Raw genomic sequence first — 15,375 nt, 5'->3', positions numbered from 1 at the left:
CCCCAATATGGCGCTGGATAATGCGCAATACGACAAGGCCGAGATCGACACGAGCCTGAAGACTATCGAAGCGGTCAATGGCGACGCGGCCAAGGTCGTCGTCGCCTTCGTCGTCGCCGGCAATCCGCACCGGCTGGAATGGAAACTTAGGAAAGTCGACGGTGACTGGAAGGTCACGGACCTTCTGTCGGTGACAGGCGAATGGGCGCTCAGCCAGTACCAGTGCGAGTGAGAGGGAAACCGATGAAGATCACCAACGTCCGCGTCACCCATGTCAACGTTCCGCTAGACGCCCCATTTTGGTGGACAGCCGGGCTTTATGGCGGCGCCTCGAAATCGATCATCGAGGTCGAGACCGACGAAGGCGTGGTCGGACTGGGCGAAGCGCCGTGGTGGCATTTCGGCGAAGTGATCGAGGCCGAGATCGCGCCGGCGCTGATCGGCGCCGATCCGCTCGACATCGCCGAATGCGAGGCGCGCTGCGTGCCGCCCTGGCAGATTACCGCCAACACCGGCGAGAATGCCGCATCGGTGGCGTTCGGAGCCGTCGAACTGGCGCTGTGGGATATCAGAGGCAAGGTGTTCGGCATGCCGCTCTACAAGCTGCTCGGCGGCGCGGTGCGTAAGGACATTCCGTTTTCGGAGTATTTCGCCTTTCGTCCCACACAGGACGGGGCGGGCGGCGAGATGACGCCCGAAGCGATCGTCGACTACTGCCTGAGGATGCGCGAGCAGCATGGCTCGACGATCTTCGAAGGCAAGCTGATCATGGGCGATCCCGAGCTTGAGATCCGGACGGTGCGGATGTTGCGCGAGGCGCTCGGCGAGAAGGCACAGATCAAGCTCGATTCCAACATGCAGTGGTCGTTGACCACGGCGCGCTGGGTGCTGCGCGAAATCGAGCCGTTCAACATCCGCAATTACGAGGATCCGGTCGCCACTTTCGAGGAGATCGCGGCGCTGCGCCAGCACTCGCGTATACCGTTTTCCACGCATGTCCCGGATCTCAGACGGGCGGTCGCGCTCGGCACGCCTGACTATTTCGTCTGCAATTTCGCAGCCCTCGGCGGATTGTCGAAGACCCTGAAATTCATCGCCGCCTGCGAGGCGATGGGCAAGGGTTTTTGGTGCTATTCCAACGATCTCGGCATCATGACGTCAGCCTATTTGCACGTTGTCGCCGCGACGCCGTGGATCACCGAAGCATCGCAATCGCTGTTTCGCTGGCAGATCGGTGACGTCATCAAGGACGGTCCGTTCCGGCAGACCGGCAACACGGTGCGTGTGCCGGAGGGCAACGGCCTGGGCGTTGAGCTTGACCCCACTGCGATGACGCGCTGGGCGGGGCACTTCGCCGAGCATGGGCCGATGGGCCATTTCAGCGACCCGATCAACCCTGGCCGCTACCGGCGGCTGCCGCTCAGTTAATACTATGGACTTGCGCGACGGATCCGACTCACCCGCGCCCGCGATAGGGCGCAACACCGGTGTCGGGCAGCCAGACATCTTCCGGCGGCGCGCCGGTCTGCCAGAACACGTCGATCGGAATGCCGCCGCGCGGATACCAATAGCCGCCAATGCGCAGCCACAGTGGTTTGGTCGCGGCGATAATGCGGCGACCGATCATGACGGTGCACTCTTCGTGGAAGGCGCCATGATTGCGAAACGAAATCATGAACAGCTTGAGCGACTTCGATTCCACCAGCAGCGTGTCGGGTGCATAATCGATGACGATGTGGGCGAAGTCCGGCTGGCCGGTCACCGGACAGAGCGAGGTGAATTCCGGGCAGGTGAAGCGAACGATCGCCGGCGGCCCGTCGCCGCGCGAAAACGGCACGGTTTCCAGGACTGCCGCTTCAGGGCTCTGTGGCGCCTCGACGTTGGTGCCGAGCTGGGTAAGGTTTTTCGTATCGGTCATGGGCGGGTTCCTTACTGCATGTCGCCCAAAAACGCGCGGCGGTTTTGGGATAACGACAATATTTGCCGCTCATTAGCACAATTTGAAACAGCAGGAAGACGATGACCACTAACGATCCGCTTCTCCAGCCCTATCAGCTCAAACATTTGACGCTGAAGAATCGGGTCATGTCGACCAGTCACGAGCCGGCCTATTCCGAGGACGGCATGCCGAAAGAGCGCTATCGGCTCTACCATGCCGAAAAGGCCAAGGGCGGCATGGCGCTGACCATGACCGCAGGCTCGGCGATCGTCTCGCGCGACAGCCCGGCCGCCTTCGGCAACCTGCATGTCTATGACGATCGGATCGTGCCGTGGCTCAAAGACCTCACCGACGCCTGCCACGAGCATGACTGCAAGGTGATGATCCAGATTACCCATCTCGGCCGCCGCACTGGGTGGAACAAGGCCGACTGGCTGCCGGTGCTGTCCGCCTCGCCAGTGCGCGAGCCGGCGCATCGCGCTTTCCCCAAGACGATCGAAGACTGGGACATGGAGCGCATCGTCGCCGACTACGCGACCGCCGCCCAGCGCTGCCAGGCCGCCGGCCTCGACGGCATCGAGTTCGAGGCCTATGGCCATCTGATGGACGGCTTCTGGTCGCCGGCCACCAACCAGCGCGACGACGATTTCGGCGGCTCGCTCGACAACCGCTTGCGCTTCACCGGCATGGTGCTCGACGCCGTGCGGGCAGCGGTCGGCGACAAATTCATCGTCGGCATCCGCATGGTGGCTGACGAGGATTTCGAAAAAGGCCTGTCGAAGCAGGAGGGCGTCGAGATCGCCAGGCGGCTCGCCGGCTCCGGCAAGGTCGACTTCCTCAACATCATCCGCGGCTCGATCGAAACCGACGCTGCGCTGACCAGGGTCATTCCGGTGACTGGCATGCGCTCGTCGCCGCACCTCGATTTCGCCGGCGAGGTGAGGGCGGCGACGAAATTCCCGACCTTCCATGCGGCGCGCATTTCCGACGTCGCCACCGCCCGCCATGCCATCGCTACCGGCAAGCTCGACATGGTCGGTATGACTCGTGCCCACATCGCCGATCCGCATATCATCCGCAAGGTGATGGAGGGCCGCGAGCACGAGATCCGGCCTTGCGTCGGCGCCACCTACTGCCTCGACCGCATCTATGAGGGCGGCGAGGCGCTGTGCATCCACAATGCGGCAACCGGCCGCGAGGCTGATATTCCGCACATCATCCCGAGGACCGAGGGACCGAAGCGAAAGGTGGTCGTCGTCGGCGCCGGTGCCGGCGGTCTGGAGGCGGCTCGTGTCGCGGCCGAGCGCGGGCACCAGGTGACGGTGCTGGAAGCGTCGAGCCAGGCCGGCGGCCAGGTGCGGCTGGCGACGCAAAACCCGCGCCGCAAGGAGCTGATCGGCATCATCGACTGGCGGCTGGCCGAACTCGACCGGCTCGGCGTCGAGATCCGCTACGACACATGGGCGGAGAAGGACGACGTGCTTGCGCTGTCGCCCGACGTGGTGGTGATCGCCACCGGCGGCCTGCCGCAGAACCCGCCGCTAGTGGCAGGCGACAACCTCGTCACTTCCAGTTGGGATATCATGGCGGGCAGCATCAAGCCGGCCGAGAACGTGCTGCTCTATGACGACAATGGCGGCCATCAGGGCATGGGCGCGGCCGAATTGATCGCCACCAGCGGCGCAAGGTTGGAGTTGGTTTCGCCCGAACGCTTCTTCGCCCCGGAAATGGGCGGCATGAACCACGTGCCCTATATGCGCGCCTTTCAGGAAAAGGGTGTCACCATCACCATCAACACGCGGCTGCGCTCGGTGCAGCGCGAGGGCAATCAGCTGGTCGCCGAGCTTGGCTCCGACTTTGCAGACGGCTGGCGCGGCGAGCGGCGGGTCGATCAGGTGGTGGTCGAGCACGGCACGCTGCCGCTCGACGATCTCTATCTCGCACTGAAACCGCTGTCGAAAAACGGCGGCGCGGTCGATTACGAGCGGCTGGTCAGTGGTGGCGACATTTTTCCGGCGCGCAATCCGCAAGGCGGTTTCGTGCTTTTCCGCATCGGCGATGCGGTTGCCTCGCGCAACATTCACGCCGCAATCTATGACGGCATCAGGTTTGGGTTGCGGATCTGAGGATCGCTTTGGATTGATTGGTGGCGCGCAGCCGAACCGCCGTACGGAGAGCCACCAGGCACTTCGGTCCGATCTGCGCGCCGCGCACGCCGCCGGCCTGTTGCCGGTCACCGTACGATCCCGAAATTGCGGCAGGCCGCTCAAAACATCCTGGCGGTGGCCATGCAGAACACGGTGATGACCAGCAGCCCGCCGGCGATGCGTTCGCCTCGTGTCATCTTCGCGCGCAACCGGGTTTGCGTCGCGGCGTCGGCGCCGGCCAACTGCCTGCTGGCAGAGCCCACCAGCGCACCCTGAACCCCGGCGGCAATCAAGGCTGTTACGATGCCCAGTGCCAGAACTTTCTCCATCGAGCCGAAAACGCCGTCATGGAAAAAATACCAGAGCAGTATGCCGGTGAGGAACACCATGCCGGCTGCGCCCATTTGCGGCCGGAAGAACCGTTCCGCCCGGATGTCTGGGTCGCGGCCAACCGCGATGGTGGTGCCGGCCCAGAACACGCCCGCCATGACGTGAAGACCGAGGACGACGATGTAGACATATTGCATGATCGCTTTTCCTCCTGTGCCCGCCGCCTATACAATTAGATATCGAATGATTCGGTGTCAATGTATTGAGTCAAGTTCCACCAGTCCGATTGTTGCTCTAGTGTCGAATCATGACATCCTTCGACCGCCCGCCAGTCGGCATGAATCTCGCGCGCACCGCCAAGGTGGTCGCTCAGGCCTTCGATGCAGCGCTGGTCGAGGCGGGCGGCACGCTGCCGGTCTGGGTCACTCTGTTGGCGATCAAGTCGCGCGAACTGGCCAACCAGCGCGAGCTCGCTGGCATGATCGGAATCCAGGGCGCGACGCTGACCCATCATCTGAATGCGATGGAGACGCAAGGCTTGCTGACCCGGCGTCGCGATCCCGAGAATCGCCGGGTTCACCAGGTCGAGCTGACCGAGGCTGGCGAGGCACTGTTCCTGAAATTGCGCACCGCCGCGTTCGCTTTCGACAAGCGGCTGCGGAAGGGGCTGTCCGACGACAGGCTGGCGGAGTTTGCGGAAGTGCTTGCGGCGCTACGAGCGAATGTCGATTGATCCCAACTGCCAAGCGCATTGTTCCAGTGGGTCCGAGATGCTATATATGACCACAATGGTCATAATGAGGCAGCAACATGCGCGAAATTCAGTTGAAGGATGCCAAGGCTACGCTTTCGGCGGTGGTCGATCAGGCCGTCGCGGGAGAACCTGCCGTCATCACGCGTCACGGGCGTAAGCAGGCCGTGATCCTTTCGTTCGAAGACTACGAACGGTTGTCGCGGGTGCCTAGCTTCGGACAATTGCTGGCGGCTTTTCCCGGTGACAAAGGCGATATCCCCCCCCGTTCCCGCAAACAGGTTCGCAAGGTTGCGTTGTAACGCGGTAGATTGGTCCTGATGTTTCTGCTGGACACCAACATCATCTCGGCAATCGCTCCGGCAACGAAAGCTGATCGGGCAGCGCTGGCAATATGGCTCGACAAAGCCAGTGAATACCTGTTCCTGTCCGTTGTCACTGTATCGGAAATCGCTGCAGGGATAGCGAAGGCCGAGCGCGAGGGTGCGACGACAAAGGCGGCTTTGCTACGCAACTGGTGGCAAGCGGTCGAGCACCTTTATGGAGAAAGGGTTCTCCCCTTCGATTTGCGCGCCGCACATGCCGCCGGGTCTATCCTTGATCGGGCAAGGGCGCATCGGCCAGGGTTCGAAGACATAGCGATCGCCGCTACAGCCGAGGTCCACGGTTTGACGATACTGACGGACAATGAGCGTCATTTTGCACCGCTCGGGGTACCGATGCTCAATCCGCTGAAGAACTTGCCACCATTGCGGTAGTCAGCGGCAGATCGGCCTTAGCCGGACTCAGCCGTCATAATCGGAGATCGCGCCGAAGGTATAGCGGCGCAGCTTCAGCGCTTTGATCAGGGCCGTCAGGTTCGTCTTGCCGTCGAACACGTCCTGGAACATCTCGTCATGCATCAACAGGATCAGCTTGCCGGGTTTGACGAAGCGGCCGTAGCCGAACAAATGATCGATTTCGCTGACCAGATGATCGACGGTCTGCACCGGCTTGCCGCTGTTTTCGTGAACCCATTCATGATCCCAGCCGTAGAGATAGAAGCCGGACGCAGCGACGAACTCGTAGTCGGGATCCTCGCGACCCTCTTCGGCCAGTCCGAGTGAAGTGTCATTCTTCGACATCGAGAGCAGCCTGAACACGTCGCGCCCCGGCAGCCGTGCATGGACCGATGGTTTCAACCCCAGCACCGCGTTGGCCCTCAGCATGTCGGCGACGACCCCTTCGGTGTCCCCATAGAAATGCCGGTAGTGGTTGTATGCGTGGCTGTAGCTGTGGTTGCCGATCGTCACCAGCGGCATCCTCTTAGCGCGCTGCACCAGCGCCTTGTTGAGCGCGCTCGCCTGCGTATGCATGCCAACCATAAAGAGGGTCGCCGGAACCTGCTCGGCCTCGAGCACATCGAGGATGTTGCTGGTGCCGGTCAGCGGGCCGTCGTCAAAGGTGAGATAAATGGTGCGATCGGCGGCGTCTGCGGGGAAAGCAAAAAACAACACGAACAACACGGCAAGGCGAAGCGGCATCAGCATCCGGATTATCTGTTTCTGATCACTAACAGGCCTGTCAAGGTTGGCGCCTTACGCCAGGCTTCCCTGCAGCACGGTCAGCCTGGCTTTCTTCGGCGCCCGCGCGACCAGCCATTCGCGCGCCTTGTCCTGCGGCATCGGGAAGGCGATGGAATAGCCCTGCACCTGGTCACAGCCGATCGCCATCAGCGAGTCGAGCTCGGCTTCGGTTTCGGCGCCCTCGGCGACGATCGAGATGCCGAGGCCACGGGCGAGTTCGGTGATGGCTCGCACGATCTTGGTGTTGTCGCCGTTCTCATTGATGTTCTGGACGAAGCGGCGATCGATCTTCAGCCGGTCGATCTCGTTCGGGTTGACGTGGCTGAGCGACGCATAGCCGGTACCGAAATCGTCGAGCTCGAGATGGACGCCAGCGGCGCGAATATGCCGAAGCTTTGCCGCGATGCCCGTCTTCTCGTCATCGAGAATGACGGATTCGACGATCTCCAGCGACAGTCTTTGTGGCGGCAGGCCGGCCTTTTCAAGCGTATCGAAGAGAAACGCGTCGAAATCGGGCTCACGCAATTCGGAGCCGGACACGTTGACGGCGAGCCGTCCGAAGGCAACGCCGGCGCGGTCCCACTCGGCCGCCTCGCTGATTGCCTTGGCGATGACGATGCGGCCGATCTCGGGCATGAGGCCGCTTTTCTCAGCGACGGGAATGAACTCGCCCGGTGCGATCATGCCGCGCTCGGCATGTTTCCAGCGAACCAGCGCTTCGATGCCGCCGATCATGCCGTTCGACAACGAAACCTGCGGCTGGAAGTAGACCTGGAACGCCTTCTCTGAGATCGCGATCCTGATGTCATGCTCGAGCTGTTTGCGGTAATCGAGTTCATGCCGCAACTCTTCGGAGAAGAATGAGAGACTGCCGCCGCTCTGCCTCTTGGCGGCGTGGAGCGCGAGGTCGGCATGGACGAGCAGATCCTGCGCATTGTCGGCGTCGACCGGATAGACGGCGACGCCGGCGCTGGCGCCCGGAAGGATGGTGGTGCCCCGAAAAATGATCGGCTCGTTGATCTGCGTCAGCACGCGCCTGGCAACCATGTTGATATCCTCGGTGCCGCCGGCACCATTGAGGATCATCACGAACTCGTCGCCGCCGAGACGCACGCAGAGATCCGACGCCCGGCAGGAATCGCGCATCCGCTGCGCCGTCACCACCAGCACATAGTCGCCGGCAGCGTGGCCGAGCGTGTCGTTGATCTGCTTGAATCGGTCGAGGTCGAGCTGGACCGCCGCAAGCCGTTCTCGCCGACGCTGCGCGCCCTTGATCAGCGCCTCGAAATGGTCGGTCAGGAAGGTGCGGTTGTGCAGGCCGGTAAGGCCATCGTGCACGGCGATGAAGGCCATCGAATTGCGGGCATTGATCAGTTCGTGCGTCTTGCGCAGAATGGTGTTCGACATCGGCCTGAAGATGAAAAGTGCCACCAGGACGATGACGCCGATGGTGGTGTAGAACAGCGTTCGATGGAGATCGAGAAGCCTTTCCGATCGCGCGTCGGCATAGGCGCTTATGCGCTGGCCGAGTGCCGCATAGCCCGACAAGGTCGCGTTGGCGATGGAAGCGTTGAGGTTGACGCGTTCGCCGCCGCCTTTGTAGCCGCCATTGTCGGCCATGCCGAATTGTAATTCAAACGCCGAAACCAGGCGTTCGCCGTTGGCGATAAGCCCGACCGAGAAGTAATCGAGATGAAACGGCTTGCTGAAAAGTACGCTCTCGATTGATTTTGGATCGAACCTTGCCGGTGACGCCGGGTCGGCGACGACCCGCTCGAGCAGAAGGTCGTAGTTCCTCTCGAACTCCGCCGTTGCCTGTTTGAACGCGGTGACCAGAGCCGGTTGTTGGTCGCGTGAAGCAGCACCTGCTGCGTTGGCAAGAAAGACAATGCGTTGCGACAGCGTCTTTTGCATGCCGACAATATTGAGCAGCGTGTCGTCCTGCCGCTGGGCAGCCATCATTTGCTGGAGAAGGACGAAGGACGCCATCACCATGGCGGCAATGATCAGCAGCGCCAGCCAATAGCCGGCCTTGATCAACAGGACGAGCCTGCCCGAAATGGTTTGCGCCGGTTGCTGCGACATTTTCTGGGGCGGTCCCTCTCGCCGACAGATTTTTTGGATGTGAGAACCATTGGCTTGAAAGTGTTAACAGCTCGGGAAGTCGACAGATCGGCGATAGCGGCAGCGGTGGAAAGCTCTCGAAATGGTTATCGCGTTCTTTCGCGCCGCACCTGCATTTGAACATCCGTCATTGGCGGCATTCTGGCCACTGGCCGTCGCGTCACCGAAACGGTCGCTTTTGCGGTGGATTTTTCGCCTGCACGGGGCGACAGTCCATTCAATCTCAACAGGGCCTGGTCATGAGCGCAGCATTCCTTTCCCATATCGATAGCGAGCTTCAAGGGCTGAAATCTGCCGGCCTCTACAAATCCGAGCGGGTGATCACCTCGACGCAGTCGGCCGAGATCGAGGTGGGCGGCGAGAAGGTGCTGAATTTCTGCGCCAACAACTATCTCGGCCTCGCCGACAGTGCCGAATTGCGGGACGCCGCCAAGCAGGCACTCGACCGCTATGGTTATGGTATGGCGTCGGTGCGTTTCATCTGCGGCACGCAGGAAGAGCACAAGCAGCTCGAGGCCACGATTTCTGGCTTTCTCGGCATGGAAGACACGATCCTCTACGGCTCCTGCTTCGATGCCAATGGCGGCCTGTTCGAGACGCTGCTCGGCGAGGAGGATGCGGTCATTTCCGACGCGCTGAACCACGCCTCGATCATCGACGGCGTGCGGCTGTCGAAGGCGAAGCGCTTCCGCTACGCCAACAACGACATGGCCGATCTCGAAGCGCGGCTGAAGGAGGCAATGGATTGCCGTTTCCGGCTGATCGCCACCGACGGTGTATTTTCCATGGATGGCATCATCGCCAATCTAAAGGGCGTTTGCGATCTCGCCGAGAAGTACGACGCGATGGTAATGGTCGATGACAGCCACGCGGTCGGCTTCGTCGGCAAGAACGGTCGCGGCTCGGCCGAGCATTGTGGCGTCGAGGGCAGGGTGGACATCATCACCGGCACGCTCGGCAAGGCATTGGGCGGCGCGTCGGGCGGCTACACTTCGGGCAGGAGTCAGGTGGTCGACTGGCTGCGCCAGCGCTCGCGGCCATATCTGTTTTCCAACACGCTGATGCCGGCCATCGCCGGCGCCTCGATCCGGGTTTTCGAACTGATCGGCAATGGCGATGCGCTGCGTCAGCGCCTATATGCCAATGCGGCGCTCTTCCGCTCCGAGATGGGTAAGCTCGGCTTCACGCTTGCCGGCGCCGATCATCCGATCATCCCGGTCATGCTGGGCGACGCGACGCTGGCGCAGGAGATGGCGGCGCGCATGCTGAAGCGCGGCATCTATGTCATCGGTTTCTCGTTTCCGGTGGTGCCGAAGGGCCAGGCGCGCATCCGCACGCAAATGTCGGCCGCCCATTCCAGCGCCGACATCGACCGTGCGGTCGAGGAGTTCGGTGCGGTCGGGCGCGAACTCGGTGTGATTTCCTGAACGGCCGGAAACCGAAAAGCGATTCCGGATCAAGAGATTCAAGGGACAAAAGAATGTCGAACATGATGAAGGCGCTGGTCAAGGCCAAGGCCGAGCCGGGCATCTGGATGGAAGAAGTGCCGGTGCCGGAAATCGGCCCGAACGACGTTCTGATCAAGATCAAGAAGACCGCGATCTGCGGTACCGACGTCCACATCTACAATTGGGACCAGTGGGCGCAAAAGACCGTGCCGGTGCCGATGGTGACCGGCCACGAGTTTGTTGGCACGGTCGCCGATTTCGGCGCGGCGGTAACCGAATACAAGGTCGGCCAGCGCGTTTCGGGTGAAGGCCATATCGTCTGCGGCCATTGCCGCAATTGCCGGGCGGGCAGGGGGCATCTATGCCGCAACACGCTCGGCGTCGGCGTCAACCGGCCGGGCGCCTTCGGTGAATATCTGGCGATCCCGCAGCATAATGTCGTGCCGATCCCCGACGATGTGCCCGACGAGATCGCCGCAATCTTCGATCCCCTAGGCAATGCGGTGCACACCGCATTGTCCTTCGATCTCGTCGGCGAGGACGTGCTGGTCACCGGCGCCGGGCCGATCGGCATCATGGGTGCGCTGGTGGCGCAGTGCGTCGGCGCGCGAAAAGTGGTTATCACCGACATCAACCCGGTGCGGCTGGCGCTGGCGAAAAAGCTCGGCGTCCAACATGTAGTCGACGCGTCGAAGGAAAAGCTGCGCGACATCATGCCGGCGCTCGGCATGACCGAAGGTTTTGACGTCGGCCTCGAAATGTCGGGTGCGGCGCCCGCCTTCCGCGACATGATCGACACCATGAACAATGGTGGCAAGATCGCCATTTTGGGCATCGCGCCGACCGGCTTCGAGATCGACTGGAACAAAGTCATCTTCAAGATGCTGCATCTCAAGGGCATCTATGGCCGCGAGATGTTCGAGACATGGTACAAGATGATCGCGCTGGTGCAGGGCCCGCTCGATGTCAGCGGGTTGATCACCCACCGCATCGGCATCGACGACTATATTTCCGGCTTCGAGGCGATGAAGAGCGGCAATTCCGGCAAGGTAGTGATGGACTGGTAATCCCGCAGCTACCAGTTTACGCCCGCACAGACGAACAGCAAGGACACTACTTTGAAGCGGCACCGATTACTTGAGCCGCTGGTGGCTGCTCTGGAACAATTGGACGGCCGATCATATGACAACATGAGACTGGTATTCACGGAAGTCGCCCGACGTCGGCCGGATTTGCTGGAGCGGTCGCTGTTTTCTGAGCGTAGTCGCCGAACGACGGAAATCGAGAAGGTGCTGCTTAAGACCATCGCGGAAATAGACGCGATGGTCAGCACCGGCTCATTGCCGGATGGACTGGCTGCACCATTCTTGAGCCACTTGCGATTTAATCATTCGAGCGGTCGTTTGCACATTGGCCACGGTAGCCAATCCACGCTGCTGTTCTCGGAAGATACACGGAGCTAGCCCTTGCTCAACACCTCTTCCAGCGCAGCCACTCCGCTGACAATCGCCGCGCGCTCGCTGGCGTTCAGCTTTCCCAGCAAGTCCCGCTCGAAGGCTTTTGCCAGCGGCACCATCTCGCGATAGGCGGCAAGGCCAGCCCTGGTCAGCGTCAGATGTTCAAGGCGGCGGTCGTTTTCGTCGGGCGCTCTGGTCAGCCACCGCCGCCGTTCAAGCTCGGCCACGGCTCGCGAGACCTTTGTTTTGTGCATGGCTGATTGTTCGCCAAGTTCTGTCGCGGTCATCGTGCCGTGCTGGCCGAGTCCGGCCAGCGTGCGCCATTCGGGCCGCGTCAGGCCGTGGCGATCTTTGTAAATCCTGGAGAATTCGCGGCTGACGGCATCGGCAAGGCGATAGAGCCGGTAGGGCAGGAAGCTTTCGAGTTCCAGGATTTCCGGTTCCATGTTCGGCGTCCGCAGCATGCATTGCTAGTTGATGGTTACATTTTCAATGGTTACAAATGAAACCAGCTTGGTCAATCCAGAGCGCCGTGTGTCTCGTGGGCGCACAAAGGCCGCTCTGGCACTGTGATTTCGGGAGGAAACCATGGCCTTTTCCTACATGCCGGGGTTCGGCAACGATTTCGAAACCGAAACCTTGCCTGGCTCGCTGCCGCAAGGGCGTAACTCGCCGCAGCGGCCAGCCTACGGCCTTTATGCCGAGCAGCTTTCGGGCTCGCCCTTCACCGCGCCTCGCGGCACCAATGAGCGTTCCTGGCTCTATCGCATCAGGCCGAGCGTCAGGCACACCGGTCGCTTCAAACCAGCAAGTTACCCCCTGTGGAAAAGCGCGCCCAATCTCGGCGATCACGAGTTGGCGCTCGGCCAGTACCGCTGGAATCCGGTGCCGATGCCGACCGAGCCGACAGACTTCATCGCCGGCATGCGCAGCATCACCACCGCTGGCGACGTGCTTGGCCAGACCGGCATGGCGGCGCATGTCTATGTTGCTAACCGTTCGATGGTCGACGATCATTTCTTCAACGCCGATGGTGAGTTGCTGGTTGTGCCGCAGGTTGGCAGCCTGCGCTTCGTTACCGAAATGGGCGTCATCGAATTGCGACCGGGTGAGATCGCGGTGCTGCCGCGCGGCCTCGTGTTCAAGGTCGAACTGGTCGATGCTGAAGTGCGCGGCTATGTCTGCGAGAATTACGGCGCCAAGCTGACGCTGCCGGATCGTGGCCCGATCGGCGCCAATTGCCTGGCCAATCCGCGCGATTTCAAGACGCCTTGCGCCTGGTTCGAGGACAAGGAAACGCCCTGCCGGCTGACCGTGAAATGGTGCGGCCAATTCCACGTCACCGAACTCGATCATTCGCCGCTGGATGTGGTGGCGTGGCACGGCAATTATTCGCCCTACAAATATGATCTTGCAACATTTTCGCCGGTCGGTGCGATCCTGTTCGACCACCCCGATCCGTCGATCTTCACGGTGCTGACCGCCCCGAGCGGCGAGGAGGGCACCGCCAACATCGACTTCGTCATCTTCCCGCCGCGCTGGCTGGTGGCCGAAAACACGTTCCGCCCACCCTGGTACCATCGCAACATCATGAGCGAGTTCATGGGCCTGATCCACGGCCAGTACGACGCCAAGGAAGAGGGCTTCGTTCCCGGCGGCATCAGCCTGCACAATCTGATGCTGGCCCACGGGCCTGATGCGTCTGGCTTCGAAAAGGCCTCGCGCGCCGAGCTGAAACCGGTCAAGCTCGACAACACCATGGCCTTCATGTTCGAGACGCGATTCCCGCAGATGCTGACCCGCTACGCCGCCGAGGTGGAAACCCGGCAGGACAATTACATCGACTGCTGGGCCGATCTGAAGAAGCGTTTTAATGGCACGCCCGAGGGCGACTGGTCTTGAGCGCTGATACAACGCGGGGTCGGCTGGTGCTGCTGGGCTCGAAGGGCGGCCCAGCGCTCCGGCCGGGCGGTCCGTGGCCGAGTTCGTCGCTGCTGGAGATCGGCGGCCGCAACATCGTCGTCGATTGCGGGCTTGGCGTCACGCGCGGGCTGGCAGACAACGGCATCAGCCTGAAGGTGCTCGACCTTATCTTCATCACGCATCTGCATTCCGACCATTTGCTGGAACTCGGTCCGTTGATCCATACCGCCTGGACGGCGGGTCTGGCGACACCGGTCACTGTGTTCGGCCCGCCTGGCACCGGCCATTACTGGCAGCGCTTTTGCCAGGCGATGGAGTTCGACATCGAGATCCGCATCACCGACGAAGGCCGGCCTGATATCAGAGACATGGTTTCGATCGCCGAGTTCGGCGAAGGCCGGGTGATGGAGGAGCGCGGCCTGAAGGTTTCAGCGCTGCGCGTCGACCATCCGCCGGTGACCGATTGCTTTGCGTTGCGCTTCGAGCATGCCGGACAAAGCGTCGTGTTCTCCGCCGATACGGCATACTTTCCGCCGTTGGCCGATTTTGCCAAAGGCGCGGACATCCTCGTTCACGAAGCCATGCTGGAAGAAGGCATCGAGCGGTTGGTTGCTCGGACCGGCAACGGCGCGCGGCTGAGAGAACATCTGCTTGCGAGCCACAGCTTCGCCGAGGAGGCTGGGCGCATCGCCAGCGATGCCGGAGTGAAGAGACTTGTGCTCAATCACCTCATTCCGGCTGACGACCCCGAGATCGGCGAAGCCGATTGGGTCGCCGCTGTCAGGAAAACATGGGCTGACGACTTGACGATTGCCCGTGACGGCCTTGTTGTGGGCTTAAGCAGCGAGAAAACTGTACCAGGAGAGGAAACCGCATGAAGCTTGCCACATTGAAGGACGGGACGCGTGACGGAAAGTTGGTCGTCGTCTCGCGCGACCTGACGCGGTTCACCGATGCCTCGTTTCTGGTGCCGACGCTGCAAGCGGCACTCGACGACTGGAGCCGGATCGCGCCGCATCTGGCCGCCATGGCGGAATCGCTGGAGAACAATGCGGTGCCGTCAGCGCGCTTTCACGAGCATGACGCCCATTCGCCGCTCCCGCGCGCCTATCAATGGGCAGATGGCTCGGCCTATGTGAACCATGTCGAGTTGGTGCGGAAGGCGCGCGGTGCCGAGATGCCGGCAAGCTTCTGGACCGATCCGCTGATCTACCAGGGCGGCTCGGATGCCTTCATCGCGCCGCGCGACCCGATTCATATAGTCGACGAGGCTTTTGGCACCGACATGGAAGGGGAGACAGCTGTCATCGTCGATGATGTGCCGATGGGAGCAAGCCTAGATGAGACGCGGGCCGCGATCCGACTTGTCATGCTGGTCAATGACGTCACGCTGCGCTCCCTCACCGCGCCAGAACTTGCCAAGGGTTTTGGCTTCTTCCAGTCGAAACCGTCCTCGGCTTTTTCGCCCGTCGCGGTGACGCCGGACGAGTTGGGCGAGGCATGGGATGGCGGCAAGGTCAGCCTGCCGCTGCTGGTCGATCTCAACGGCAAGCCGTTTGGCCGGGCGAACGCCGGCGTGGACATGACCTTCGATTTTCCGGCGCTGATTGCACATGCCGCGAAAACCCGGCCGCTGGCCGCCGGCACCATCATCGGTTCGGGCACGGTCTCCAACAAGCTCGACGGCAGGC

General features: G+C 61.7%; 16 protein-coding genes and 1 pseudogene. 12 read left to right on the top strand and 5 right to left on the bottom strand.

Annotated elements, in window-relative coordinates:
- Together E5W87_RS15885 and E5W87_RS15880 are read left to right on the top strand one after the other, a co-directional pair.
- A pseudogene (locus E5W87_RS15885) lies at positions 1–232 on the top strand (hypothetical protein); the annotation flags it as partial.
- 11 nt (positions 233–243) lie between these two features.
- Positions 244–1,428, top strand: coding sequence for a mandelate racemase/muconate lactonizing enzyme family protein (locus E5W87_RS15880; RefSeq protein ID WP_292399039.1), 1,185 nt, complete (start codon positions 244–246; stop codon positions 1,426–1,428).
- Between the two features lie 28 nt (positions 1,429–1,456).
- On the opposite strand, the gene queF is transcribed toward E5W87_RS15880, so the two are convergent.
- Positions 1,457–1,918, bottom strand: coding sequence for a preQ(1) synthase (queF, locus tag E5W87_RS15875; protein ID WP_292399035.1), 462 nt, complete (start codon positions 1,916–1,918; stop codon positions 1,457–1,459).
- A 101-nt stretch (positions 1,919–2,019) separates the two neighbouring features.
- Here queF and E5W87_RS15870 point away from each other — a divergent pair, with 101 nt between their 5' ends.
- A complete protein-coding gene (locus E5W87_RS15870; protein WP_292399032.1) occupies positions 2,020–4,065 on the top strand; it encodes an NADH:flavin oxidoreductase in 2,046 nt (681 codons plus the stop codon).
- A 140-nt stretch (positions 4,066–4,205) separates the two neighbouring features.
- Here the strand turns inward: E5W87_RS15870 and E5W87_RS15865 are convergent, their stop codons facing one another.
- Positions 4,206–4,613, bottom strand: a complete 408-nt coding sequence (locus E5W87_RS15865) for a hypothetical protein (protein WP_292399030.1) — start codon at positions 4,611–4,613, stop codon at positions 4,206–4,208.
- Between the two features lie 110 nt (positions 4,614–4,723).
- Here E5W87_RS15865 and E5W87_RS15860 point away from each other — a divergent pair, with 110 nt between their 5' ends.
- The 3 genes from E5W87_RS15860 (at position 4,724) to E5W87_RS15850 (ending at position 5,925) form a co-directional block, all read left to right on the top strand.
- Positions 4,724–5,149 (top strand): MarR family transcriptional regulator, encoded by a 426-nt coding sequence (locus E5W87_RS15860; protein ID WP_292399027.1) that lies wholly within the window; start codon positions 4,724–4,726, stop codon positions 5,147–5,149.
- A 77-nt stretch (positions 5,150–5,226) separates the two neighbouring features.
- Complete coding sequence (locus tag E5W87_RS15855; RefSeq protein WP_254018153.1) at positions 5,227–5,469, top strand: type II toxin-antitoxin system Phd/YefM family antitoxin; 243 nt, start codon at positions 5,227–5,229, stop codon at positions 5,467–5,469.
- A gap of 18 nt (positions 5,470–5,487) precedes the next feature.
- Positions 5,488–5,925 (top strand): type II toxin-antitoxin system VapC family toxin, encoded by a 438-nt coding sequence (locus E5W87_RS15850; RefSeq protein ID WP_292399020.1) that lies wholly within the window; start codon positions 5,488–5,490, stop codon positions 5,923–5,925.
- 27 nt (positions 5,926–5,952) lie between these two features.
- Here the strand turns inward: E5W87_RS15850 and E5W87_RS15845 are convergent, their stop codons facing one another.
- Positions 5,953–6,696, bottom strand: a complete 744-nt coding sequence (locus E5W87_RS15845) for a polysaccharide deacetylase family protein (RefSeq protein WP_292399017.1) — start codon at positions 6,694–6,696, stop codon at positions 5,953–5,955.
- 48 nt (positions 6,697–6,744) lie between these two features.
- The gene (locus E5W87_RS15840; RefSeq protein ID WP_292399014.1) at positions 6,745–8,817 is read right to left on the bottom strand and encodes an EAL domain-containing protein; all 2,073 of its coding nucleotides are present in this window, start codon (positions 8,815–8,817) and stop codon (positions 6,745–6,747) included.
- Positions 8,818–9,095: 278 nt separating this feature from the next.
- Here E5W87_RS15840 and E5W87_RS15835 point away from each other — a divergent pair, with 278 nt between their 5' ends.
- From E5W87_RS15835 to E5W87_RS15825, 3 genes are all read left to right on the top strand, one after another.
- On the top strand, positions 9,096–10,283 hold the full coding sequence (locus E5W87_RS15835; protein ID WP_292399011.1) for a glycine C-acetyltransferase: 1,188 nt from the start codon (positions 9,096–9,098) through the stop codon (positions 10,281–10,283).
- 53 nt (positions 10,284–10,336) lie between these two features.
- A complete protein-coding gene (gene tdh, locus E5W87_RS15830) occupies positions 10,337–11,371 on the top strand; it encodes an L-threonine 3-dehydrogenase (RefSeq protein ID WP_292399008.1) in 1,035 nt (344 codons plus the stop codon).
- A gap of 81 nt (positions 11,372–11,452) precedes the next feature.
- A complete protein-coding gene (locus E5W87_RS15825; RefSeq protein WP_292399006.1) occupies positions 11,453–11,767 on the top strand; it encodes a hypothetical protein in 315 nt (104 codons plus the stop codon).
- Here E5W87_RS15825 and E5W87_RS15820 read toward each other — a convergent pair.
- Positions 11,764–12,207, bottom strand: a complete 444-nt coding sequence (locus E5W87_RS15820; protein WP_292399002.1) for a MarR family winged helix-turn-helix transcriptional regulator — start codon at positions 12,205–12,207, stop codon at positions 11,764–11,766. The two genes, E5W87_RS15825 and E5W87_RS15820, sit on opposite strands and share 4 nt — an antisense overlap.
- Before the next feature lie 142 nt (positions 12,208–12,349).
- Between E5W87_RS15820 and hmgA the strand changes: the two genes are divergently transcribed.
- From hmgA to E5W87_RS15805, 3 genes are all read left to right on the top strand, one after another.
- On the top strand, positions 12,350–13,663 hold the full coding sequence (gene hmgA / locus E5W87_RS15815) for a homogentisate 1,2-dioxygenase (RefSeq protein WP_292398999.1): 1,314 nt from the start codon (positions 12,350–12,352) through the stop codon (positions 13,661–13,663).
- Positions 13,660–14,562 (top strand): MBL fold metallo-hydrolase, encoded by a 903-nt coding sequence (locus E5W87_RS15810; protein WP_292398996.1) that lies wholly within the window; start codon positions 13,660–13,662, stop codon positions 14,560–14,562. Before hmgA ends, E5W87_RS15810 begins: the two co-directional genes overlap by 4 nt.
- On the top strand, positions 14,559–15,375 hold an 817-nt coding region (locus tag E5W87_RS15805), incomplete at its 3' end, for a fumarylacetoacetate hydrolase family protein (protein ID WP_292398993.1). The genes E5W87_RS15810 and E5W87_RS15805, both read left to right, overlap by 4 nt.

Origin of the sequence: Mesorhizobium sp. (assembly GCF_004962925.1) — a bacterium.
Lineage (GTDB): Bacteria > Pseudomonadota > Alphaproteobacteria > Rhizobiales > Rhizobiaceae > Mesorhizobium.
This window is presented reverse-complemented; position numbering and strand designations above follow the sequence as displayed.